The following is a 20153-nucleotide window of genomic DNA, read 5'->3' on the forward strand; positions in this document are numbered from 1 at the left end:
TACAGGTCAGCCCTTCAACGTATCGACTTCGGCCACATTGATCGTGCGGCGCGTGCGGAACAGAGTCACAAGGATCGCAAGGCCGATCGCAGCCTCCGCGGCGGCAACGGTCAGGATGAAGAACACGAACAACTGACCGGCGGGGTCGCCGAGCTCGCGCGAGAACGCAATGAAGTTGACGTTGACCGAAAGCAGCATCAACTCGATCGACATCAGCAACACGATGACGTTCTTGCGGTTGAGGAAGATGCCGGCCAGGGAGATGCAGAACAGCACCGCGCCCAATCCAAGCAGATGGCCCAAGGTAATCAAGACTTCGCCTCCTGTCCGTCGGCCGCATCGCGCTTCGGCGTGACCTGTGCCGGCTTTTCAACCGCCATTTTGACCATGCGCAGACGGTCGCCTGCCTTGACCCGCGATTGCTCACCTGCGTTCTGCAGCTTGATGCCGGTGCGCTTGCGCAAGGTCAGCATCACCGCGGCAACCACCGCCACTGTCAGGATCACTGCGGCAAATTCGAATGGCAGCAGGAACTCGGTGTAGAGGCTCTTGGCCAGCCAAGTCAGATTCGATACGTCGGCGGCTTGCGCGGCGGCGTTGTCGACCGGGACCGGCGTTGCACTGCGCGCCTTGACGCCGATCAGGGTGACCATCTGTGCAAACATGGCAACCGCCACGATGACGCCGACCGGCATGTATTTGACCCAGCCCTCGCGCAGGCGGCTGGTGTCGATATCCAGCATCATCACTACGAACAGGAACAGCACCATCACCGCGCCGACGTAGACCAGTACCAGCGTCACGCCGAGGAACTCGGCGCCGACCAGCAACCAGATGCACGCCATCGAGAAGAAAGTGAGGATCAGGCATAAAACGGCGTATACCGGGTTGCGCACGCTGATCACCGCACCCGCAGAGACGACCGCGACGGCTGAGAACGCGTAGAAAGCAATTTTGACCCAGTCCATCATGACCTCAACGGAAGGCGGCATCGGCAGCGCGACGCTCGGCGATCTCGGTTTCGAACCGGTCTCCGATCGCCAGCAGCTGCGGCTTATTAAGAATATTTTCGCCTCGCTTCTCGAAGTGGTACTCGAGGAGGTGCGTTTCGACGATCGAATCCACCGGGCAGCTTTCTTCGCAGAAGCCGCAGAAGATGCACTTGAACAGATCGATGTCGTAGCGCGTGGTACGACGCGAGCCGTCCTCGCGCTTGGCCGAGTCGATGGTGATCGCCAGCGCCGGGCACACTGCTTCGCACAGTTTGCAGGCGATGCAACGCTCTTCGCCGTTAGGATAGCGACGTAGTGCGTGCACGCCACGGAAGCGCGGCGACTGCGGGAACTTCTCCATCGGATACAGCACGGTGTACTTGGGCTTGAACGTGTATTTCAACGTCAGCCAGAGCCCTCCGAGCAGTTCGAGCAGCAGCAAGCTCTTAAAGTAATGGGTGATCTTGTTCATCGATTACACGCCCTTCTGGATCACGCCGTAAAACACCATCAACGCCGTCACTGCGATCCACACGATTGTGAGCGGAATGAACACCTTCCAGCCCAGACGCATGATCTGGTCATAGCGGTAGCGCGGGAAGCTGGCACGGAACCAGATGTAAGCGCTGGCGAAGAAGAACACCTTCATCAGCAGCCACGGCCAACCGCCCTTCCACAACCAGTCGATCCACGGCGAGATATCCGCATTGACCCAACCCTGGATCGGGCTCAGCCAACCACCGAGGAAGAAGATCGAGATCAGGAAGCTGACCAGGATCATGTTGGCGTATTCGGCCAGGAAGAACAGTGCGAATGCACCGCCCGAGTACTCCACCATGTGACCGGCAACGATTTCCGATTCGCCTTCCACCACGTCGAACGGCGCGCGGTTAGTTTCGGCCACGCCGGAAACCCAGTACACGACGAATAACGGGAACAGCGGGATCAGGAACCAGTCAAAGAAGCCCGAACTACCGCCCTGCGCAAGCACGATCTGGCTCAGGTTGACGCTGCCCGACGCGATCATAACGCCGACCAGCGCAAAGCCCATCGCGATTTCGTAGCTGACTACCTGCGCCGCCGAGCGCATCGCACCCAGGAACGCGTACTTGGAGTTGGACGCCCAGCCGGCCAGGATGATCCCGTACACGCCCAGCGAGGTCATCGCCAGCAGATACAACAAGCCCACGTTGGCGTTGGACAGCACCAGTTGCGCATCGAACGGCACCACCGACCAGGCCGCGAAGGCAGGTGCCAGCGTCAGCAACGGCGCGATGATGAACATCACCTTGTGCGCGCTGCTCGGCTGCACGATCTCCTTGAACAGGAGTTTGAACACGTCGGCGAAGGCCTGAAAAATGCCCATACCCACGTACATCGGCCCGTGGCGTATGTGCATCCAACCGATCAGCTTGCGCTCCCAGACCACAAAGAAAGCCACCGCCACAATCACCGGCACCGCGATCAGCAGGATCTTCAGCACGGTCCACAACACCACGCCACCATCGCCCAGCCCGACGAACCACTGGTGCAGGGGATTGACCAGATTCAACAGCAATTCGTTCATGCAGCCACCACCGTTACCCGACCGGCACCAAGCGGCGCGGTTGCGCCATGGCCGGATTCGATCCACACCGTGCCCGGTGCGACGCGCTTGTCCAGCACCACCGGCAGCGTTGCCTTACCGGCATCGGTACCAACCTTGACCATCTGACCTGCGCCAAGCTGCAACTGCACTGCCTGCTCCGGATGCATCGCCACACACGGCGCGACATTGAGCGGATGCGACTGCAATGCAGCGGCGCGACGTACCACTGCGTCGGTGCGATAGATCGCAGCGGTCGCAGCCACTTCCAACCCATCGCTCGCAGCCGAAGGCTGTGTGGAGTTTGCAGGCGTCACGCTGCGATTCTGCATGCCGGCACGCAGGCCGACCAGATCGATGAATTCAAAACCGGCCAGACCCAGCTCACCACCGAGCGCACGCAACACGCGCCAACCTTCGCGCGCTTCCACCGGCAAGCGGCCGGCGGCACGTGCGGTCTGCACGCAACCGTCGAGATTGGTCAGCGATGCGTCGATTTCCGGCAATGCGCCGATCGGCAGGATCACATCGGCCACATCGCGTGTGGATGCGCAGGCGAACTGACTGAAGGCAACCACTTTCGCACCCGCCAGCGCACCGCGCGCAGCGGCGGCATCGGCGAAATCCAGACCCGGCTCGATGCCATACAACACATACGCCTGACGCGGCTGCGCGAGCATGCCGGCGACATCGCGTGCAGTCGGCAGCACACCTTGCGACACCAGACCCACCGCATTGGCACCCTGCGGGATGCGGCACAGCGATGCGCCGGTTGCGGCGGCAAAATCACGTGCAGCAGCACGTAGTGCAGCAGCCTGCGGATGATTTTCAGCCAGTGCGCCAACCACGATCACGGCACGCGTGGCGCCCTTCACCGCATCACGCAATGCCGCATCGTCCAATACGCCAGCCAGCTGCGACGGCGCAACGACCGTGCGGCTTGTCTGGGTAAAGGCGAAATCGAAGTCGACCGGATTGACCGAATGGATCTGCGTCCCGTTCTGGATACTGGCCTTGCGCAGACGCGCATGGAGCAACGGCAGTTCGTGACGCACATTGGTGCCGAACAGCACCACCACATAGGCTTGCTCGATCTCGGCCAGCGGCGTGGCGAAGGCTTGCGCCACTGCGGCATCGGAAAAATCGCGGTTGAGCAGACGGTGATCCAGATTGCCGCTGCCCAGGCCTTCGGCCAGACGCGCGAGTAGCGCGCCTTCCTCGTTGGAGGTGGACGGATGCACCAACACGCCGAGCGCATCGCCAGCGTTGTCGCGCAAAATCTGCGTCGCTGCTGCCAGACCTTCGGTCCAGCTCACCTCGGTCCATTCGCCGTTGATCTTCTTCAGCGGCTTGACCGCACGGTCGTCGGAGTACAGGCCCTGATGCGAGTAACGATCGCGATCGGACAGCCAGCACTCGTTGACCGCCTCGTTCTCGCGCGGCACGGTGCGCAGCACTTCGCCACGACGCACGTGCAGGAACAGGTTCGAGCCCATCGCGTCGTGATAGCCAAGCGATTCGCGCGCCATCAGCTCCCACGGGCGGGCACGGAACTGGAACACCTTGTTGGTCAGCGCGCCGACCGGGCACACGTCGATGACGTTGCCGGAAATTTCGGTGGTCAGCGGCTTGCCGTCGTAGGTGCCGATCTGCAGGTTTTCACCGCGATACATGCCGCCCAGCTCGTAGGTGCCGGCAATATCTGCGGTGAAGCGCACACAGCGTGTGCACTGGATGCAGCGAGTCATTTCGGTGGCGACCAACGGACCGATGTCTTCGTCGGGCACCACGCGCTTACGCTCGTTGAAGCGGCTGACCGACCGGCCGTAACCGAGCGAGACGTCCTGCAATTCGCACTCGCCGCCCTGATCGCAGATCGGGCAGTCCAGCGGGTGATTGATCAGCAGAAATTCCATCACGCTGCGCTGGTACTTCAGCGCTTTTTCGCTACGCGTGGTGACTTTCATGCCGTCCATCACCGGCGTCGCGCAAGCAGGCGACGGCTTGGGCGACTTCTCGACGTCCACCAGGCACATGCGGCAGTTGGCCGCGATCGGCAGCTTCTCGTGATAGCAGAAGCGCGGAATCGGGATGCCGGCCTTGTCTGCCGCCTGGATGATCATCGAACCCTTCGGCACCACTAAACTCTGGCCGTCGATTTCGACGGTGACATGATCCGGTGGCACGTTCGGGTTCACTGGTTGGGCGCTCATGCGGCCACTCCGACGTGCGTGTCGACGATCGAACGACCGTTGACGATGTAGTACTCAAACTCGTCCCAGAACTGACGCAGGAAGCCCTGAATCGGCCACGCCGCCGCTTCGCCGAAGGCGCAGATGGTGTGTCCTTCGATCTGGCCGGCCACGGTGCGCAACTGATGCAGGTCTTCCATCGTGGCCTTGCCGGCGACGATGCGCTCCAGCACGCGGTGCATCCATCCGGTTCCTTCGCGGCATGGGGTGCACTGACCGCAGGATTCCTTATGGAAGAACTGCGAGATGCGGCAAGCGAAACGCACGCAACAGACGCTGTCGTCCAGGACGACAATCGCGCCCGAACCCAGACCGGTACCAAGCGCACGCAAGGTGTCGTAATCCATCTGTAGACCGGCGACCTGATCGGCCTTCAACACCGGCATCGACACGCCACCAGGCACCACGCCCTTGAGGGTGCGGCCCGGACGCAGACCACCCGCCATTTCCAGCAGTTCGTCGAAGGTGGTGCCGAGCGGCACTTCAAAATTGCCGCCCTTCTGCACGCAACCGGACACCGAGAAGATCTTCGGGCCGCCGTTCTTGGTTTTGCTCAACCCCAGGAACCACTCCGGGCCGTTGCGAATGATCGCCGGCACCGACGCATAGGTCTCGGTGTTGTTGATGGTTGTCGGCTTGCCGTACAGGCCGAAGTTCGCCGGGAACGGCGGCTTGTAACGCGGCTGGCCTTTCTTGCCTTCCAGCGATTCCATCAACGCGGTTTCTTCGCCGCAGATGTAGGCGCCAGCACCCAGCGCACCGTAGATGTCGATATCCACGCCGCTGCCGAGAATGTTCTTGCCAAGCCAGCCGTTGGCATACGCATCGGCCAGCGCCAGTTCGAATTTTTCGAACGGCTCGTGGTGGAACTCGCCACGCAGGTAGTTGTAGCCCACGGTCGAACCAGTGGCGTAGCAGGCGATCGCCATGCCTTCCACTACCGAATGCGGGTTGTAACGCAGGATGTCGCGATCCTTGCAGGTTCCCGGCTCGGACTCGTCCGAGTTGCACAGGATGTACTTCTGCATCGTGCCCTTGGGCATGAACGACCACTTCAAACCGGTCGGAAAGCCCGCGCCACCACGGCCACGCAGATTGGAGGCCTTGACCATCTCGATGACGTCGGCCGGCGCGATCTTCTCTTCCAGAATCTTGCGCAGCGCGGCGTAGCCACCGGATTTGAGATAGCTCTCGTACGACCACGGGGTGTCGTAGTGCAGCGTCGTATAGACGACCTGATGCGGCAACGGCGCTGGACCGACCGGGCCTGAGGGTGCGTGATGATGTGCCATGCCTTACTCCAGCCCGTCCAGCAGCGCGTCGACCTTCTCTTTCGTCAGGTTCTCGTGGTAGTGGCCGTTGATGACCATCATCGGCGCTGCAGAGCAGGCCGCCAGGCACTCTTCTTCGCGCTTGAGGTAGACGCGGCCATCGGCCGTCGACTGCCCCAGCTTGCAACCCAGTTTCTTTTCCGCGTGCGCCAGCAGATCTTCAGCGCCGTTGAGCCAGCAGCTGATGTTGGTGCAGAACGCCACGTTGTGGCGTCCGACTTTTTCGGTCTCGAACATCGAGTAGAAGCTGGCGACCTCGTAAGCCCACACCGGCGGAAGTTCAAGATACTTGGCCACACCAACGATCAACTCGTCAGTCAACCAGCCCTGGTTCTGTTCCTGCGCGGCATGCAAGCCCTGCAGCACCGCCGAACGCTTGCGGTCGGGCGGAAACCTAGCGAGCCAATAATCAATGTGCGCGCGCGTCTTGTCGCTCAGCACTACCTGCGGATCGACGTCGCGCGCCGCTTCGAAATTACCCGTCGCCTTCATCGGTCAACCTCACCGAAAACCAAATCGTAAGTACCGATCATCGCCACGACGTCGGCCAGCAAATAGCCACGCACCACTGCGTCCATCGAGGACAGATGCGCAAAGCCCGGCGCGCGCAGATGCAGGCGGAACGGCTTGTTGGCGCCATCGGACATCAGATAGCAGCCGAACTCTCCCTTGGGTGCTTCGACCGCGCAATAGGTCTCGCCGGCCGGCACGCAATAGCCTTCACTGAACAGCTTGAAGTGATGGATCAGTGCTTCCATGTCGTCCTTCATGCCTTCGCGGCTTGGCGGAGCGACCTTGAAATTAGTAACCATGACCGGTCCGGGGTTGGCCTTCAACCACGTCACGCATTGCTTGATGATGCGATTGGATTCACGCATCTCGGCCACGCGCACCAGATAACGGTCGTAGCAATCGCCGTTGGTGCCGACCGGGATATCGAAATCCACTGCGTCGTACTTGGCATACGGCTGCTTCTTGCGCAGATCCCATTCGATACCGGAGCCACGCAGCATCGGGCCGGTCATGCCCCAGGCACGTGCCAGACCAGGGCTGATGATGCCGACATCGACGGTGCGCTGCTTCCAGATACGGTTGCCGGTCAGCAGCGTCTCGTACTCGTCTACGCGCGACGGGAACGTAGTGGTGAAGTCCTCGAGGAAATCCAGCATCGAGCCTTCGCGCGCGGCGTTGAGCTTCTTCAGCGCCCCGCCCTTGTGCCAACGCGATTCCTTGTACTTGGGCATGCAATCGGGTAGATCGCGATACACGCCTCCGGGACGGTAGTAGGCAGCGTGCATGCGCGCGCCACTGACCGCCTCGTAGACGTCCATCAGTTCTTCGCGCTCGCGGAACGCATACAGCATCACCGCCATCGCGCCCAGATCGAGCGCGTTGGAGCCGAGCCACATCAGGTGGTTCTTGATACGGGTGATTTCATCGAACATCGTGCGGATGTACTGCGCACGCTCGGGCGCTTCGATTCCCATCAGGGACTCGATCGCGCGCACATAAGCGTGCTCGTTGCACATCATCGACACGTAATCCAGACGATCCATGTAAGGAACCGACTGGTTGAACGGCTTGGACTCGGCCAGCTTCTCGGTGCCACGATGCAGCAGGCCGATATGCGGATCGGCACGCACCACGGTTTCGCCATCCATTTCCAGGATAAGACGCAACACGCCGTGCGCCGCAGGATGCTGCGGGCCGAAGTTCATCGTGTAATTGCGGATTTCCTGCTTGCTTTCGACAGGATTGCTAGCGAAGGCGGCAGTCGCCTGGTGGAACTCACTCACTTGGCAGTCTCCGACTTGCCCACTTCACCAGCGGCAGTCTCATAACGGGCATCGTCGCGAATCACGCGCGGCACACCGACGCGTGGCTCCACCGAGCTGACCGGCTCGTACACCACGCGCTTTTTCTCTTCGTCATAACGCACTTCGACGTTGCCGATCAGCGGGAAATCCTTGCGGAACGGATGACCGACGAATCCGTAGTCGGTCAGGATGCGGCGCAGATCAGGGTGACCGTCGAACACGATGCCGAACAGATCGAACGCTTCGCGCTCGAACCAGTTAACGCCTGGCCAGATATCGGTCAACGAGGCCACCACCGGAACCTCCTCGTTCGGCGCGTAGCAACGCACGCGCAGACGCTGGTTGTGCTGGTAGGAAATCAGTTGGGCGACCACCGCAAAACGCTGCTTGGGCATGTGCTGCGGATGCGCGCCATCGGAGCTTTCCTGGCTGGGAAATTCCCCCCAGGCGAAACGGCCGACGGCCTTGCCTTCGACGCCGCGGCTGAAGCCCTGCGACGACACGTCGGCGGTATCCCACTCGTCGCTGCCATAGCCCAGGTAATCGACGCCGCACAGGTCGCTCAACTGCTCGAAACCGAACTCGTCGCGCAAGGCCAGACAGGTGGCGTGCCACTGCGCCGCAGCGACTTCCAGCGTCACTTCGCCGCGCGGCAATGCCACGGCAATCTGCGCACCCGCAAAACATGCCGCAAGTCGGTCAGTGAAGGAGGATGCTTGCTCTGCCATGGTGGCTTGGCTGCTCTCGGTAGAAGAAGACGGGTATCAGCGCGCGATGGTCTGGGTACGCCAGATCTTCTTCTGCAGCTGCAAGATGCCGTAGACCAGCGCCTCGGCGGTCGGCGGGCAGCCCGGGACATAAATGTCCACCGGCACGATGCGGTCGCAACCGCGCACCACCGAATACGAATAATGGTAATAGCCGCCGCCGTTGGCGCAGCTACCCATCGAGATGACCCACTTCGGATCCGGCATCTGGTCGTAGACCTTGCGCAGCGCCGGCGCCATCTTGTTGACCAGCGTGCCGGCCACGATCATCACGTCGGACTGGCGCGGCGATGGGCGGAACACCACGCCGTAACGGTCCAGATCCAGGCGCGCCGCACCGGCATGCATCATCTCGACCGCGCAGCAGGCCAGACCAAAGGTCATCGGCCACATCGAACCGGTACGCGCCCAATTCAACAGCGCATCCACGCTGGTGGTCACGTAGCCCTTATCGAGCAGCGGGTTCTCGCCTTCCGGGCGCAGGATGTCGTCCAACCGACCTTCCGGCATCGGATTGGTCATCAGACTATCAAGGGTCTGAATCACTCCCATTCCAACGCTCCCTTCTTCCAGACGTAGATAAAACCGATAAACAACATACCGACGAACAGCCCCATGGTGACCAGCGAACGTGCGCCGATCTCCATGAACACCTGCGTCCACGGCACGATGAAGATGATTTCCAGATCGAACACGATGAACTGGATCGCGATCAGGTAGTAGCGCACGTCGAACTTCATGCGCGCGTCTTCGAACGCCTCGAAGCCACACTCGTACGGCGAGAGCTTGCGTGCATCGGGGCTACGCGGACCGAGGAACCGGCCGATCAACATCAATGTGATGCCGATACCGGTGGCGACGATCAGAAACAGCAGACTCGGCAAATATTCGGCCAGCACAGCGATTCTCTCTTGCCTTTGCCCGCACGCGCCGCGTGCCGGCATGGGGTATGAGCAGAACCCGCGCGCGGCATCGCCACGATGCGCAGGAACTGCAGCCAAACATATGGTGCCCAAGAGGGGACTCGAACCCCTACGACCTAAATCGCTACCACCTCAAGGTAGTGCGTCTACCAATTCCGCCACCTGGGCATACGTTGCGCCGCTGGGCATCCCAGTGCGCAGCGTATTGTAACCGGCCTCAGCGTTTTTGTGCTGGTTCTGAAGCGTTTTCTTCGCGTGCCTCAGGAGCGGACTGCGCAGGCGCAGCAGCAGGCAACGGCTGAGATGGGGCGCTAGGCACCGCGCCGGCGGCTGGTGCCTGCGACAACGGCTGAGTCAGCTCGCCAGCGGCAGCAGGCGCCGGGGTGGCCGACTGCGACATCACGCCCAGATTCTGATCGGTAGGACGCGCGCCATGGGTGGCGTACCACGCCATGAACAGACTGATGCTGAAAAACACCACCGCCAGCCATTTGGTTGACTTGGACAGGAAGTTCGACGCTCCCTGCGAGCCGAACACGGTGCCCGACGCACCAGCACCGAAACCGGACCCGGCTGCCGCACCCGCACCACGCTGCATCAGGATCAGCGCAATCATCGCCAGCGCAACCAACACGTAGATCACATTGAGGATCAACATCAGCATTTGGAAATCTGTCCCCGGACAAAACTTAAAGGTTTAACAAACGGCCATCGCACGTGCGATGGCCAGAAAATCTTCGGCGACCAGTGACGCGCCTCCGACCAGCCCGCCATCGACATCGGGCTGAGCGAACAGCTCGTTGGCGTTGTCGGGCTTGACACTGCCCCCGTACACAATGGTCAGCGAATCGGCAATTCTAGCATTCGCCTTGGCGACTTCGCCACGCAGGAAGGCGTGGACGGCCTGGGCCTGCTCAGGGCTGGCGGTGCGGCCGGTGCCAATGGCCCAGATCGGCTCGTAAGCGAGCACGGCGCTGGCGAAGCCTTCACTCCCGACCAAGGCCAGCACCGGCTCAAGCTGAGCGCGCAGCACCGCCTCGGTCTGGCCCGCTTCGCGTTGCTCCAGCGATTCGCCAACGCACAGCACAGGGATCAACCCGGCGTGCATGGCGGCGGCAAATTTACGCGCTACCAGCTCACTGCTCTCTTGATGGTACTGACGACGTTCGGAGTGGCCGACCAGCCCGTACTCGGCGCCGACATCGACCAGCATCGTGGCCGAGACCTCACCGGTGTAGGCGCCCTTCTCGTTACTACTGACGTCCTGCGCACCGAAACACAGGTGATACTCCTCGAAATCCTCGATCAGATCGCCGAGATAAGGCAGTGGCGGTAGGATGACGACATCGACATTCTCCTGGGGCATGTGCGCGGCGATCTGGGCCACCAGTTCGGTGGCGAAGGCGCGGCTGCCATGCAGTTTCCAATTTCCGGCAACGAGTTTTCTACGCATCAGGCGCAGGTTCCTGAGTGTAAGACAGGCGATAGAATAGCCCATGCCTTGTCGGCAGCCGGCACACTTGTGTCCATTGCCTGTCCCATTCCTCCCCTACAGGAGCCTGCCATGTCCGTTTCGCCTGTCTTCGCATTGGCCACCGGCGCCTCCAGCGGCATCGGCCGCGAGATCGCGCGTGCTTACGCCAGGCGCGGCGTGCCGTTGATCCTGACCGCGCGCCGGCTGGACAGACTGGAAGCGCTGGCCGAGGAGTTGAGCGCGTTGGTGCGGGTCGAAGTGTTGCAGGCCGATCTTGCCGACCCCACGGCGATAGAAGCGCTGGTCGCGCAGATTCAGCGCAATGACTGGACCGTCGGCACCCTGGTCAACAACGCCGGCTACGGCATACCGGGCCGCTACCTGCACAACGCCTGGGCCACGCATGCGCGTTTTCTGCAGGTGATGGTGAGCGCGGTATGCGAGTTGACCTGGCGGCTGTTGCCGATGATCCGCGCCAGTGGCCAGGGCCGCATTCTCAATGTGGCCTCGTTTGCCGCACTGACGCCGAGTGCCGATGGGCAAACGCTGTATGCGGCGAGCAAGAGCTTTCTGCTGCGCTTCAGCGAATCGCTGGCGCTGGAAAACGCAGATTGCGCAGTGAAAGTCTGCGCGCTGTGCCCAGGCTTTGCATGGTCGGAATTTCACGATGTCACCCGCACGCGCGAAGCGATGTCCACCCTGCCCCACTGGGCGTGGTTGCAAGCCGATGCTGTGGCCGAGTACGGCATCGAAGCGTTGGAACGCTGCCAGGTGCTGGCGGTGCCGGGCTGGCGCTATCGACTGGCCAATGCCGCGTTGCGCATGTTGCCGCATGCACTTGCGTTGCGCCTGATGGCGCGCGGATCGCATCGTGTGCGTCCGCTGGATTGAGGAGGTTGTGCAGTTGATCGGTGCGGGTGCGCAACTGCATGACAGTGCACACGCGAGCGTCAGTGATTGACGATCTCGCCATGCATGGCCGCCAGTCTTGCGAGCAGGCGATTCTGCATGCGGCGCGGGATGCGGCGCTGATCCATTGCCCATTTCAAATCTTCCACCAATGCGTTGAAGTCGCCTTCGCGAATTGCCAGATGCGCATGCGCCTGTTTCATCGACTTGGCAGTATCCGGGCACGGCCCATCGCTGACGTGGCAGAACTTCTGCACCAGACGCGCGTTGAGCATGACGATGTTGACGCGCGCGAACTGATCGACGATGCGTTGATCGTCGGCAATGCGCGAGAGCATGGTTTCCACCAGCGCTTCGATCCCGGCTTGCCCGCCGAGTTCGTCGTAGAGCGTCTGGCGCGGTTGCGTGGTGGCGCAGGCGCTCATCAGGCCAAGCGCGCACAGCAGGCAGCAGCGCAGCCATCGGTTCATCAGAACGCCACCTGCAAGGAAAGATAGGGACCGCGCTGATCGGTGAGCGTGGCGACATCGCCAAGATCCGCCCAAGCCGCAGTGAACGACACATGCTTGCTGGGAAACCAGGCGACGAAGGCGTCTGCCCAGGACTGTTCGCGCGCGAAACTCAGGTTATCTGGTTTATCGCGATATTCCACGCCCACTGCCAGGGAGGGCGACAACATCACGGCAGCGCTGGCCTCGCCCACCAGCCGGTAGCTGTTGCGGCGATCTCCGCCAAAGCCGAGCAAGCCGGTCTGATTGGCGCGGGTGGCGCGCAGTGTGCCGTTTAACAACAGCTGATAACCGCCAACGCCTTGCAGAAATAACCGGCTGGCGCTGAAGTACACATCGGTGCCGTGATCGTCGCGCGCACCGAGCGCCAACGGCAGCGTGCCGTTGCGCAGACGCTTGTATTGCACACCCAGGCTGATTTGCGGCGCGCGCCCGTACACAAGGTCGCCATCCAAGCGCAGCTTTGCGCCGAATACGTCCTGGCCCAGCGCATTCCACGGAAGACCCAATCGATCCTGCAACGTGCCAAGATCCAGGCGTTGCCGCGCGAGCGAGAGTTCCAACCGGTTGCCGACCGTGAGTGCAGCACCCTGCACGTCGAGCCGGTAATCGCCGCTGTCCACGTGGGTGGCGAACACGACGGTGGCGAGTTCATCGCGCGTGCCGTAGCCCGACAACGTGGCCCACGGCACGATGCCGCCGCCGCTGCTGCCTTCGATCATCGATACCCCACCGGTGGCAAGCAGACGTCCTTGTCCAGCGATCGCCAGCACCGGCACAATCGAAAAACCCAACACCGCCGCAGACAGCGTGGCACGCACCCGCTTGCTCATCGTTGTGCTCCTGCCTGCGCGGCGGGTGCCAGATCGAGTTGACGGATGCACCAGGCAACCAGCGGCGCTTCTTCCAGCGGCGGCGCGTACAGATAGCCCTGCACCATGTCGCAGCCGTATCCACGCAGCAGCCCAAGCGCCGTGGCATTTTCCACGCCTTCGGCGATTACGCTCAACCCGAGGTTATGCCCCAGATCAATCGTACTGCGCACGATGAACGCATCGTCGGTGCCTTCGGCCAATTGCATGACGAAACTCTTGTCGATCTTCAATTCGTTCACCGGCATGCGCTTGAGTTGCGCCAGCGAGGAATAACCGGTGCCGAAGTCGTCGATAGACAGGCGCACGCCGACGCTGCGCAACTGATGCAGCATGTGCAGGGCGAATTCGACATCGCGCATCAAGGCGCTTTCGGTTAATTCCAACGTGACAAGCTCGGCCGCCACCGCGTGATGCTCCAGAAGACCGCGCACGTAATCGGGCAAGCCGGGATCAGACAGATCCAGCGCGGAAAGATTGATCGCCATGCCCAGCTCCAAGCCTTGGCTGCACCATTGCGCCTGGCACCGCAGCGCTTCGTCCAGCACATAGCGGGTCAGCGGGTGGATCACCCCGGAGTGCTCGGCGAGCGGAATAAATTCGTCCGGGCCGATCGGACCGAGCACCGGGTGATGCCAGCGCACCAGCACCTCGACCTGCTCGACACGATCGCTGCGCAGGCAGATCTTGGGCTGGAAGCGCAAGGTCAACTCGTTGCTGGCGATGGCCTGGCGCAGATCGCCGGTAAGCCGTAGACGACGCAGATGCTGCTCGTCCTGGCCCAGGCGATACACGCTGCTGGCGCCGATGGTAGTGACATTTCCGCCCTGGCGACGTGCAATGTCGGCGCGACGCAGCAAGGTGTCCGGGTCGGCGCCATGTTCGGGGATCAAGGCGATGCCAATGCTGACTTCCAGCTGTATGCGCGCCTGCGGCAACGCCAGTGGACGACGCAGCTGCAGCAACAATCGCTGCGCATCCTGCTGCACGGTGGTCATATTGGCCTGCGCCACCACCACCATGAATTCATCGCTGCCCAGCCGCCCGACCACATTCGGCTCCTGCACGACCTCGGCAAGGCGGCGCCCTGCTTCGACCAGCACCTGATCGGCGAAGTCGTGCCCCAGGCTGTCGTTGAGTTCCTTGAAGCGCTCAAGATCCAGGATCAGCACGGCGGCGGTACCGCCCGAGGCCACGGTCTGGTCGACCACCTGTTGCAGCCGCTCCAGCAACCAGATCCGATTGGGCAGGCCGGTCAAGGCATCGTGCCGCGCCTGATGCAGGATGTGCTGCTCGCGGCTGGCGATCTGCTGCTGCATGCGTCCGAAGCTGTCGGCCAGCTCGGCGAGTTCGCGTCCGGGCGGCACCTGCACGGCGGTGTGGTAATCGCCGCGCTGGATGCGTCTTGCTGCCTGCACCAATTGCGCAACCGGCTTGCTGACGCTGCGGGCGAGAAAAATCGCCACGCCAAGTGCGGCGGCCGTGGCCAGACCCGCCAATAAGAGAATGCGTAATTTGAGGATGCGATACGGTGCGACCGCACGATCCAATGAGGCCTGCAAGGCGACCCGCACGTTGCTGTCACCCTGGATCGATTGCAGCTTGACCAGATAGCGCGCGTTGGCCAGCGTCAGCGGGATCGCTGCGCCCTGCAAACCTTCGGCAGCAGGAAGCTGCTTGGCGAACTCGGCACGTGCGGCCGGCTCCAACGTGGAGGCCAGTACGCGCACCGGCGGGCCATCGGTGAAGAAAGTCGCATCCAGCCCGGTCGTGCTGCGGAAATCCTGCGCAAGCCCATCGCCGGATTCGTTGCCGATCGCGATCCAGCCAACCCGATTCGGCGCCAGCACTTGCACCACTGCCAGCCGCACGATGCGTGTATCCAATGCCACCACCCCGACCGCGCGTCCGTTGCGCTGCGCCTGCTGCAGCAAGGCCTGCACGGCACGCACTTGCTCGGCTTGCGGCAGATCCGCCACCCCGATCAGGAATTCGCCATCCGGCGACAACAGCAGTGCGGTCTGCGCCGACATGCGCGCGGCATGATTACGCAATGCCGACTGCATGGTCGGCACGTCGCCACTGGCAACCGCCGCACGAAAACCGAAATCGTCGGCCAGTACCGAGGCCGACTGCATCAGCTGCTCGTCGCGGCGCACATTGATGCGTTCCCAGACGCGTTCGCCGATCTGCAATTCTTCGCCGAGCTGCGCCTTGACGCTGCGCTCGGTGGCGACCTGCACTGCCATGAAGGTCAGCACTTGCGTGGCGAGCACCACCAGGACCACCAACGCCGCAATGCGGGTATGCAGGCGCATCGCCTTCATGGATGCGGCTTCTTCGGGTCGGCATGACGGAATTTGTCCTGCAGCAAGCGAGCGCGCTCATCGGGTGGTGCCACGATCGGTGCGCCTCCGGTGGTAGGGAGAGTTATGCGGCGCTGCACTGCATCGCGCGCAAGCACCAACGGCTCGGTGACCGCAGCCCCCTTGATACGCGGATGCCAGACCCGCAGCGTGTACTTGCCCACGGGCGCATCCAGTTGCACGCGGCCGTCGCCACCGGTCTTGCCGAAATATGGCGTCTCAAGCACGACGATATAGCCAAGCATCCAGTCGTGAATATTGCAGCCAATCGTCACCAGGCCCGCCTGATCGAAACGGATCGGCGTGGCCTTGGTGCCCTGGAACAGCGGCAATTCGAAACGTTTGGCAGGCGAAAACGAATAGACCTGGTGGCGGATTTGGTCGTTGTTCGGAAAGCGCACCAAGGTGCCAGTCCGCACCGCCAGGACGGCGGGCACGAACTGCGAATTGACCTGATCCATCTCGGCGGTCTTGGACGCACTGGCTGCAGCGGGACGCGCCGGCTCCAGACTGACCACCGCATCGATCAACACGCCGCTGGCATCGACCACCGTCACACTGACCGGCGTTGCCACCGCAGCGCTTGCCGCGCAGTAAGCAAGCACTACCGAAACCGCACTGAGCTGGCTGAACAATGGCATCCGCATGCGCCCGCACCTCATTGCAATCTGCAGCGGGCGCCAGGCGAGTCCGACGTTGCGCTGAGCATCAGATTGAATTATCGGCTGAGGTGAGCGCAAGCTTTAACATGCCAGGAGCGTAATTTTCTCAACAAAACTGTGGCGTTCGTCATTCCCCATGTTGCGAGCGCGGCTATTGGCTGCGCGCGCTGATAGATACCGCGCACTGGATTACTTCAGCTTGATCTCGCGCAGACGCTCTTCCAGGAAGCCGTGCGCCGTGATCGGCTCGGGAGAGCGGCTGGAGTTATCGGCAGTAATGCACGAAGGCAGCACATCGATCAGAAAGTCCGGATTGGGGTGCAGGAAGAACGGCACTGAATAACGCGGCTTGCGCGCCTGCTCGCCCGGTGGATTGACCACACGATGGATGGTGGACGGGTACACATGGTTGGTCAGGCGTTGCAGCATGTCGCCGATATTGACCACGATAGTGTCGGCATTGGCGGTGAACGGCACCCACTCGCCCTCGTTGGAACGCACTTCCAGCCCGGCCGCACTGGCACCGACCAGCAAGGTGATGAAGTTGATGTCGCCATGCGCGCCGGCACGCACATTGGGAATTTCGTCGCTGGTGATCGGCGGGTAGTGGATCGGCCGCAGGATAGAGTTGCCGTTATTGGTCTTGTCGACGAAATAGTCCTGCGGCAGGCCGATATGCAATGCCAGCGCTGACAGCACGCGTGAGCCCAGCTGATCGAGCTGCTGGTACAGACGATAACCGCGCTCGCTGAAACCATCCACTTCTTCGGGCCACAGGTTCGGCGTCATCACCTCGCGATATGGCGAATCGTCTGGAATCTCGCGGCCGATGTGCCAGAACTCCTTCAGATCGAAATGCTTGGAATCCTTGGCGGTTTCCACCCCGAACGCGGTGTACCCGCGCGCACCACCGCTGCCTTCCACATGATAGCGGCGCTTGACCTCATCAGGCAGCGCGAAGAACGCCTTGAATACCTCGTAGGCGCCATCGATATCGGCTTGCGCAATGCCGTGATTGCGGATGCCGGCAAACCCCCACTGCCGATAGACCGCACCGAGTTCGGCGACAAAGGCGTCGCGGTCGCTGTCGAAACGGGTGATATCCAGGGTCGGGATGCGGGCGCTCATATGGATATCTGCAGTCGAAGTCGAGGATTCGAGAGGAATGCCTGCTGCTCAGGACAGCAAGCGATACAACAAATAGAACGTGACGGCCTTCGCAAAGACCACGCATACACCAATGATTAGCGACTCACGCCGCGTCACGCACGGCACCAGAGAGTCGGTCCAGCGTGTCCTGCATCAGGCCTGCGTCGTCGGCTTCCACCGTCACGCGCACCACCGGCTCGGTGCCGGAGGGACGCAGAAAGGCGCGACCACGGCCCTGCACGGCGGCTTGCGCCTGTTGCAGCGCCTGCTGCACGCCAGCGGCTTCCACAATTGCTTTGGCGGCGCCGCCGTCCAGGCGCACGTTGACGGTCTGCTGCGGCACCTTGCTCAGGCTGCTCAAGGCCTCGCGCAGATTCTCACCATCGCGACCCAGGGCCTCAAGCACCTGCAGCGCGCTGACGATGCCATCGCCAGTGGTGGCGCGGTCTAGGCACAGCAGATGGCCGGAGGTTTCGCCACCCAGCGTGCCGCCACCTTCCACCAACGCCTGATGCACGTAGCGGTCACCAACTTTTGCGCGCTGGAACGGGATGCCCAATGCAGCAAGCGCCTGTTCCAGGCCGTAGTTGGTCATCAGCGTGCCGACCACCGTGCCGGTGAGCCGGCCGCTGGCCTGCCAGGAGCGGGCAAGCATGTAGAGCAGATCGTCGCCATCGACCGGGTTGCCCTGATCGTCGGCCATCAGCACGCGGTCGCCATCGCCGTCGAAGGCGATGCCGAGTTGCGCGCCACTCTCGCGCACCTTGGCGGCGAGATTGTCGATATGCGTAGAGCCGACGCCGGCATTGATATTGAGGCCGTCGGGCGCGGCGCCGATGACGACCACGTCCGCACCGAGCTCGCGGAACAGCATCGGCGCGATGTGATACGTCGCCCCGTGCGCGCAGTCCAGCACCATGCGCAAGCCATGCAGGGTGAATCCGCGCGCCACGCTGGCCTTGCAGAATTCGATGTAACGGCCGATCGCATCGCGCGTGCGGATCGCCTTGCCCAGACGCTCCGATTCCACGGTGTGGAACGGCTCGTCGAGCGCGGCTTCGATCGCCGCTTCGGTCGCGTCGTCGAGCTTTTCGCCTTCGGCGGAAAAGAACTTGATGCCGTTGTCGTAATGCGGATTGTGCGAAGCGCTGATCACCACACCGGCGTCGGCGCGCAGGGTGTTGGTCAGGAACGCGATCGCCGGTGTCGGCATCGGGCCGATCAGCTGCACGTCGGCGCCAGCAGCGACCAAGCCGGCTTCCAATGCGGCTTCGAACATGTAACCGGAAATGCGGGTGTCCTTGCCGATCAATACCAGCGGGCGCTTGCTGCGTCCCTGGCTGAGCACGCGACCGAGCGCATTGCCCAGCTGCAGCACGAAATCGGCCGAGATCACGCCCTGCCCGACCCGACCGCGGATGCCGTCGGTCCCAAAATACTTGCGAGCGCTCATGCGGTGCGGTGTTCCTGCCGACGTGTGGACGCACGCATCAACGCGCGTGCGGCGGTCGCAGCGACCAGGGTCATGCTGCGGCGTCTTGCGGATGCGGCTGGCGCATCATCATCGCGGTCAGATCGGCGAGGCGGTCGCGCATGTCGCGGCGATCGCAGATCTGATCGATGGCGCCATGATCGAGCAGGAATTCCGAGCGCTGGAAGCCTTCCGGCAGCGTTTCGCGCACGGTCTGTTCGATCACGCGCGGGCCGGCGAAGCCGATCAGCGCATGCGGCTCGGCGATGTTGATGTCACCCAGCATGGCGAACGAGGCAGACACGCCACCAGTGGTGGGATGGGTCAGCACCGAGATATACGGCAGACCAGCTTCGCGCAGGCGGCCCAGCGCGGCGGAGGTCTTGGCCATCTGCATCAGCGAGAACAGGCCTTCCTGCATGCGCGCGCCGCCACTGGCGGAAAAACACACGAACGGGGAGCCGACCTCCAGCGCCACTTCGGCGGCACGCGCAAAACGCTCGCCGACCACCGAGCCCATCGAGCCGCCCATGAAGGCGAAATCGAATGCGGCGGCGACCAACGGATTGCCCTTGAGCGTGCCGCGCATGGCAATCAAGGCGTCGTACTCGCCGCTACTCTTCTGGCTGGCCTTGATGCGCTCGCCGTAGCGCTTCTGGTCCTTGAACTTGAGCACGTCGACCGGGCTCAGCTGGGCGGCGATTTCGGTGGTCGGGGCATCCACATCGAACAGTGCGGCCAGGCGTGCGCGCGCGCGGATCGCCATATGGTGGTCGCATTTCGGACACACCTCCAGGTTTTCCTCGAGCTCGGGGCCATACAGCGCGCTGCCGCAATTGCTGCACTTTTCCCACAGGCCCTCGGGGACGCTGCGCTTCTTGGCCGGGGTGTTCTCGGTGCGGATGCCGGAGGGCATCAATTTGCTGAGCCAACTCATGCGTGTATGACAATCCATGCAGGGCGGCCATGTTAGCCGCAGAGGGGCGACAGTCTAACGCGCTGCGGGAAAGCCGAGGTAGCGCGGAGGATGAATGTGGGGCCGGGATGGCCGCAGCCCGCGCTTGCGGCGAGGGC

Annotated in this window: 21 protein-coding genes and 1 tRNA gene; 1 reads left to right on the forward strand and 21 read right to left on the reverse strand. The window is 62.4% G+C overall.

From position 1 onward, the window contains the following. Positions 1 to 6: 6 nt before the first annotated feature. The 14 genes from nuoK to tpiA form a co-directional block, all read right to left on the reverse strand. The gene (nuoK, locus tag XpopCFBP1817_RS02130; protein WP_006450557.1) at positions 7 to 312 is read right to left on the reverse strand and encodes an NADH-quinone oxidoreductase subunit NuoK; all 306 of its coding nucleotides are present in this window, start codon (positions 310 to 312) and stop codon (positions 7 to 9) included. Further along, positions 309 to 971: an NADH-quinone oxidoreductase subunit J gene (locus XpopCFBP1817_RS02135; protein WP_208619528.1), complete on the reverse strand. Its 663-nt coding sequence runs from the start codon at positions 969 to 971 to the stop codon at positions 309 to 311. The genes nuoK and XpopCFBP1817_RS02135 overlap by 4 nt, the downstream gene beginning before the upstream one ends. 4 nt (positions 972 to 975) lie before the next feature. After that, positions 976 to 1464, reverse strand: a complete 489-nt coding sequence (nuoI, locus tag XpopCFBP1817_RS02140) for an NADH-quinone oxidoreductase subunit NuoI (protein ID WP_006450559.1) — start codon at positions 1462 to 1464, stop codon at positions 976 to 978. A 3-nt stretch (positions 1465 to 1467) separates the two neighbouring features. After that, complete coding sequence (gene nuoH, locus XpopCFBP1817_RS02145) at positions 1468 to 2559, reverse strand: NADH-quinone oxidoreductase subunit NuoH (RefSeq protein ID WP_128415783.1); 1092 nt, start codon at positions 2557 to 2559, stop codon at positions 1468 to 1470. Beyond that, positions 2556 to 4790, reverse strand: coding sequence for an NADH-quinone oxidoreductase subunit NuoG (nuoG, locus tag XpopCFBP1817_RS02150; protein WP_128415784.1), 2235 nt, complete (start codon positions 4788 to 4790; stop codon positions 2556 to 2558). The genes nuoH and nuoG overlap by 4 nt, the downstream gene beginning before the upstream one ends. Further along, on the reverse strand, positions 4787 to 6121 hold the full coding sequence (nuoF, locus tag XpopCFBP1817_RS02155; protein ID WP_128415785.1) for an NADH-quinone oxidoreductase subunit NuoF: 1335 nt from the start codon (positions 6119 to 6121) through the stop codon (positions 4787 to 4789). The genes nuoG and nuoF overlap by 4 nt, the downstream gene beginning before the upstream one ends. Before the next feature lie 3 nt (positions 6122 to 6124). Beyond that, complete coding sequence (nuoE, locus tag XpopCFBP1817_RS02160; RefSeq protein ID WP_128415786.1) at positions 6125 to 6652, reverse strand: NADH-quinone oxidoreductase subunit NuoE; 528 nt, start codon at positions 6650 to 6652, stop codon at positions 6125 to 6127. Further along, positions 6649 to 7956, reverse strand: coding sequence for an NADH-quinone oxidoreductase subunit D (locus tag XpopCFBP1817_RS02165; RefSeq protein WP_128415787.1), 1308 nt, complete (start codon positions 7954 to 7956; stop codon positions 6649 to 6651). The genes nuoE and XpopCFBP1817_RS02165 overlap by 4 nt, the downstream gene beginning before the upstream one ends. Further along, the gene (locus tag XpopCFBP1817_RS02170) at positions 7953 to 8705 is read right to left on the reverse strand and encodes an NADH-quinone oxidoreductase subunit C (RefSeq protein ID WP_128415788.1); all 753 of its coding nucleotides are present in this window, start codon (positions 8703 to 8705) and stop codon (positions 7953 to 7955) included. The genes XpopCFBP1817_RS02165 and XpopCFBP1817_RS02170 overlap by 4 nt, the downstream gene beginning before the upstream one ends. A gap of 36 nt (positions 8706 to 8741) precedes the next feature. Beyond that, complete coding sequence (locus XpopCFBP1817_RS02175; RefSeq protein WP_128415789.1) at positions 8742 to 9296, reverse strand: NuoB/complex I 20 kDa subunit family protein; 555 nt, start codon at positions 9294 to 9296, stop codon at positions 8742 to 8744. Then, on the reverse strand, positions 9287 to 9643 hold the full coding sequence (locus XpopCFBP1817_RS02180) for an NADH-quinone oxidoreductase subunit A (RefSeq protein ID WP_128415790.1): 357 nt from the start codon (positions 9641 to 9643) through the stop codon (positions 9287 to 9289). Before XpopCFBP1817_RS02180 ends, XpopCFBP1817_RS02175 begins: the two co-directional genes overlap by 10 nt. 107 nt (positions 9644 to 9750) lie before the next feature. Next, positions 9751 to 9835: transfer RNA gene (locus XpopCFBP1817_RS02185), tRNA-Leu, on the reverse strand. A 49-nt stretch (positions 9836 to 9884) separates the two neighbouring features. Continuing rightward, positions 9885 to 10331, reverse strand: a complete 447-nt coding sequence (gene secG, locus XpopCFBP1817_RS02190) for a preprotein translocase subunit SecG (protein ID WP_128415791.1) — start codon at positions 10329 to 10331, stop codon at positions 9885 to 9887. Between the two features lie 33 nt (positions 10332 to 10364). Next, positions 10365 to 11120, reverse strand: a complete 756-nt coding sequence (gene tpiA / locus XpopCFBP1817_RS02195; protein ID WP_128415792.1) for a triose-phosphate isomerase — start codon at positions 11118 to 11120, stop codon at positions 10365 to 10367. Positions 11121 to 11231: 111 nt separating this feature from the next. Between tpiA and XpopCFBP1817_RS02200 the strand changes: the two genes are divergently transcribed. Then, a complete protein-coding gene (locus XpopCFBP1817_RS02200; protein ID WP_128415793.1) occupies positions 11232 to 12032 on the forward strand; it encodes an SDR family NAD(P)-dependent oxidoreductase in 801 nt (266 codons plus the stop codon). A 59-nt stretch (positions 12033 to 12091) separates the two neighbouring features. On the opposite strand, the gene XpopCFBP1817_RS02205 is transcribed toward XpopCFBP1817_RS02200, so the two are convergent. From XpopCFBP1817_RS02205 to accD, 7 genes are all read right to left on the reverse strand, one after another. Then, positions 12092 to 12520: a group I truncated hemoglobin gene (locus XpopCFBP1817_RS02205; protein ID WP_128415794.1), complete on the reverse strand. Its 429-nt coding sequence runs from the start codon at positions 12518 to 12520 to the stop codon at positions 12092 to 12094. Beyond that, entirely contained in the window at positions 12520 to 13392 is an 873-nt protein-coding gene (locus XpopCFBP1817_RS02210) for a DUF3034 family protein (RefSeq protein WP_167393787.1), read from the reverse strand. Before XpopCFBP1817_RS02210 ends, XpopCFBP1817_RS02205 begins: the two co-directional genes overlap by 1 nt. Beyond that, complete coding sequence (locus tag XpopCFBP1817_RS02215) at positions 13389 to 15758, reverse strand: putative bifunctional diguanylate cyclase/phosphodiesterase (RefSeq protein WP_128415796.1); 2370 nt, start codon at positions 15756 to 15758, stop codon at positions 13389 to 13391. Before XpopCFBP1817_RS02215 ends, XpopCFBP1817_RS02210 begins: the two co-directional genes overlap by 4 nt. Continuing rightward, on the reverse strand, positions 15755 to 16438 hold the full coding sequence (locus XpopCFBP1817_RS02220; protein WP_128415819.1) for a methylamine utilization protein: 684 nt from the start codon (positions 16436 to 16438) through the stop codon (positions 15755 to 15757). Before XpopCFBP1817_RS02220 ends, XpopCFBP1817_RS02215 begins: the two co-directional genes overlap by 4 nt. A 210-nt stretch (positions 16439 to 16648) precedes the next feature. Beyond that, positions 16649 to 17587 (reverse strand): isopenicillin N synthase family dioxygenase, encoded by a 939-nt coding sequence (locus tag XpopCFBP1817_RS02225; RefSeq protein WP_128415797.1) that lies wholly within the window; start codon positions 17585 to 17587, stop codon positions 16649 to 16651. 124 nt (positions 17588 to 17711) lie between these two features. After that, entirely contained in the window at positions 17712 to 19061 is a 1350-nt protein-coding gene (glmM, locus tag XpopCFBP1817_RS02230; protein WP_128415798.1) for a phosphoglucosamine mutase, read from the reverse strand. 70 nt (positions 19062 to 19131) lie between these two features. Then, entirely contained in the window at positions 19132 to 20016 is an 885-nt protein-coding gene (gene accD, locus XpopCFBP1817_RS02235; RefSeq protein ID WP_128415799.1) for an acetyl-CoA carboxylase, carboxyltransferase subunit beta, read from the reverse strand. Positions 20017 to 20153 lie beyond the last annotated feature (137 nt).

Origin of the sequence: Xanthomonas populi, from assembly GCF_002940065.1 — a bacterium.
In the GTDB taxonomy this organism is placed as follows: domain Bacteria; phylum Pseudomonadota; class Gammaproteobacteria; order Xanthomonadales; family Xanthomonadaceae; genus Xanthomonas; species Xanthomonas populi.

Coding starts and splice junctions, on each gene's coding strand:
- XpopCFBP1817_RS02135 (WP_208619528.1), bottom strand. CDS start 971: ATGATGGACTGGGTCAAAATTGCTTTCTACGCGTTCTCAGCCGTCGCG.
- nuoI (WP_006450559.1), bottom strand. CDS start 1,464: ATGAACAAGATCACCCATTACTTTAAGAGCTTGCTGCTGCTCGAACTG.
- nuoH (WP_128415783.1), bottom strand. CDS start 2,559: ATGAACGAATTGCTGTTGAATCTGGTCAATCCCCTGCACCAGTGGTTC.
- nuoG (WP_128415784.1), bottom strand. CDS start 4,790: ATGAGCGCCCAACCAGTGAACCCGAACGTGCCACCGGATCATGTCACC.
- nuoF (WP_128415785.1), bottom strand. CDS start 6,121: ATGGCACATCATCACGCACCCTCAGGCCCGGTCGGTCCAGCGCCGTTG.
- nuoE (WP_128415786.1), bottom strand. CDS start 6,652: ATGAAGGCGACGGGTAATTTCGAAGCGGCGCGCGACGTCGATCCGCAG.
- XpopCFBP1817_RS02170 (WP_128415788.1), bottom strand. CDS start 8,705: ATGGCAGAGCAAGCATCCTCCTTCACTGACCGACTTGCGGCATGTTTT.
- XpopCFBP1817_RS02175 (WP_128415789.1), bottom strand. CDS start 9,296: ATGGGAGTGATTCAGACCCTTGATAGTCTGATGACCAATCCGATGCCG.
- secG (WP_128415791.1), bottom strand. CDS start 10,331: ATGCTGATGTTGATCCTCAATGTGATCTACGTGTTGGTTGCGCTGGCG.
- tpiA (WP_128415792.1), bottom strand. CDS start 11,120: ATGCGTAGAAAACTCGTTGCCGGAAATTGGAAACTGCATGGCAGCCGC.
- XpopCFBP1817_RS02200 (WP_128415793.1), top strand. CDS start 11,232: ATGTCCGTTTCGCCTGTCTTCGCATTGGCCACCGGCGCCTCCAGCGGC.
- XpopCFBP1817_RS02205 (WP_128415794.1), bottom strand. CDS start 12,520: ATGAACCGATGGCTGCGCTGCTGCCTGCTGTGCGCGCTTGGCCTGATG.
- XpopCFBP1817_RS02210 (WP_167393787.1), bottom strand. CDS start 13,392: ATGAGCAAGCGGGTGCGTGCCACGCTGTCTGCGGCGGTGTTGGGTTTT.
- XpopCFBP1817_RS02215 (WP_128415796.1), bottom strand. CDS start 15,758: ATGAAGGCGATGCGCCTGCATACCCGCATTGCGGCGTTGGTGGTCCTG.
- XpopCFBP1817_RS02220 (WP_128415819.1), bottom strand. CDS start 16,438: ATGCCATTGTTCAGCCAGCTCAGTGCGGTTTCGGTAGTGCTTGCTTAC.
- XpopCFBP1817_RS02225 (WP_128415797.1), bottom strand. CDS start 17,587: ATGAGCGCCCGCATCCCGACCCTGGATATCACCCGTTTCGACAGCGAC.
- glmM (WP_128415798.1), bottom strand. CDS start 19,061: ATGAGCGCTCGCAAGTATTTTGGGACCGACGGCATCCGCGGTCGGGTC.
- accD (WP_128415799.1), bottom strand. CDS start 20,016: ATGAGTTGGCTCAGCAAATTGATGCCCTCCGGCATCCGCACCGAGAAC.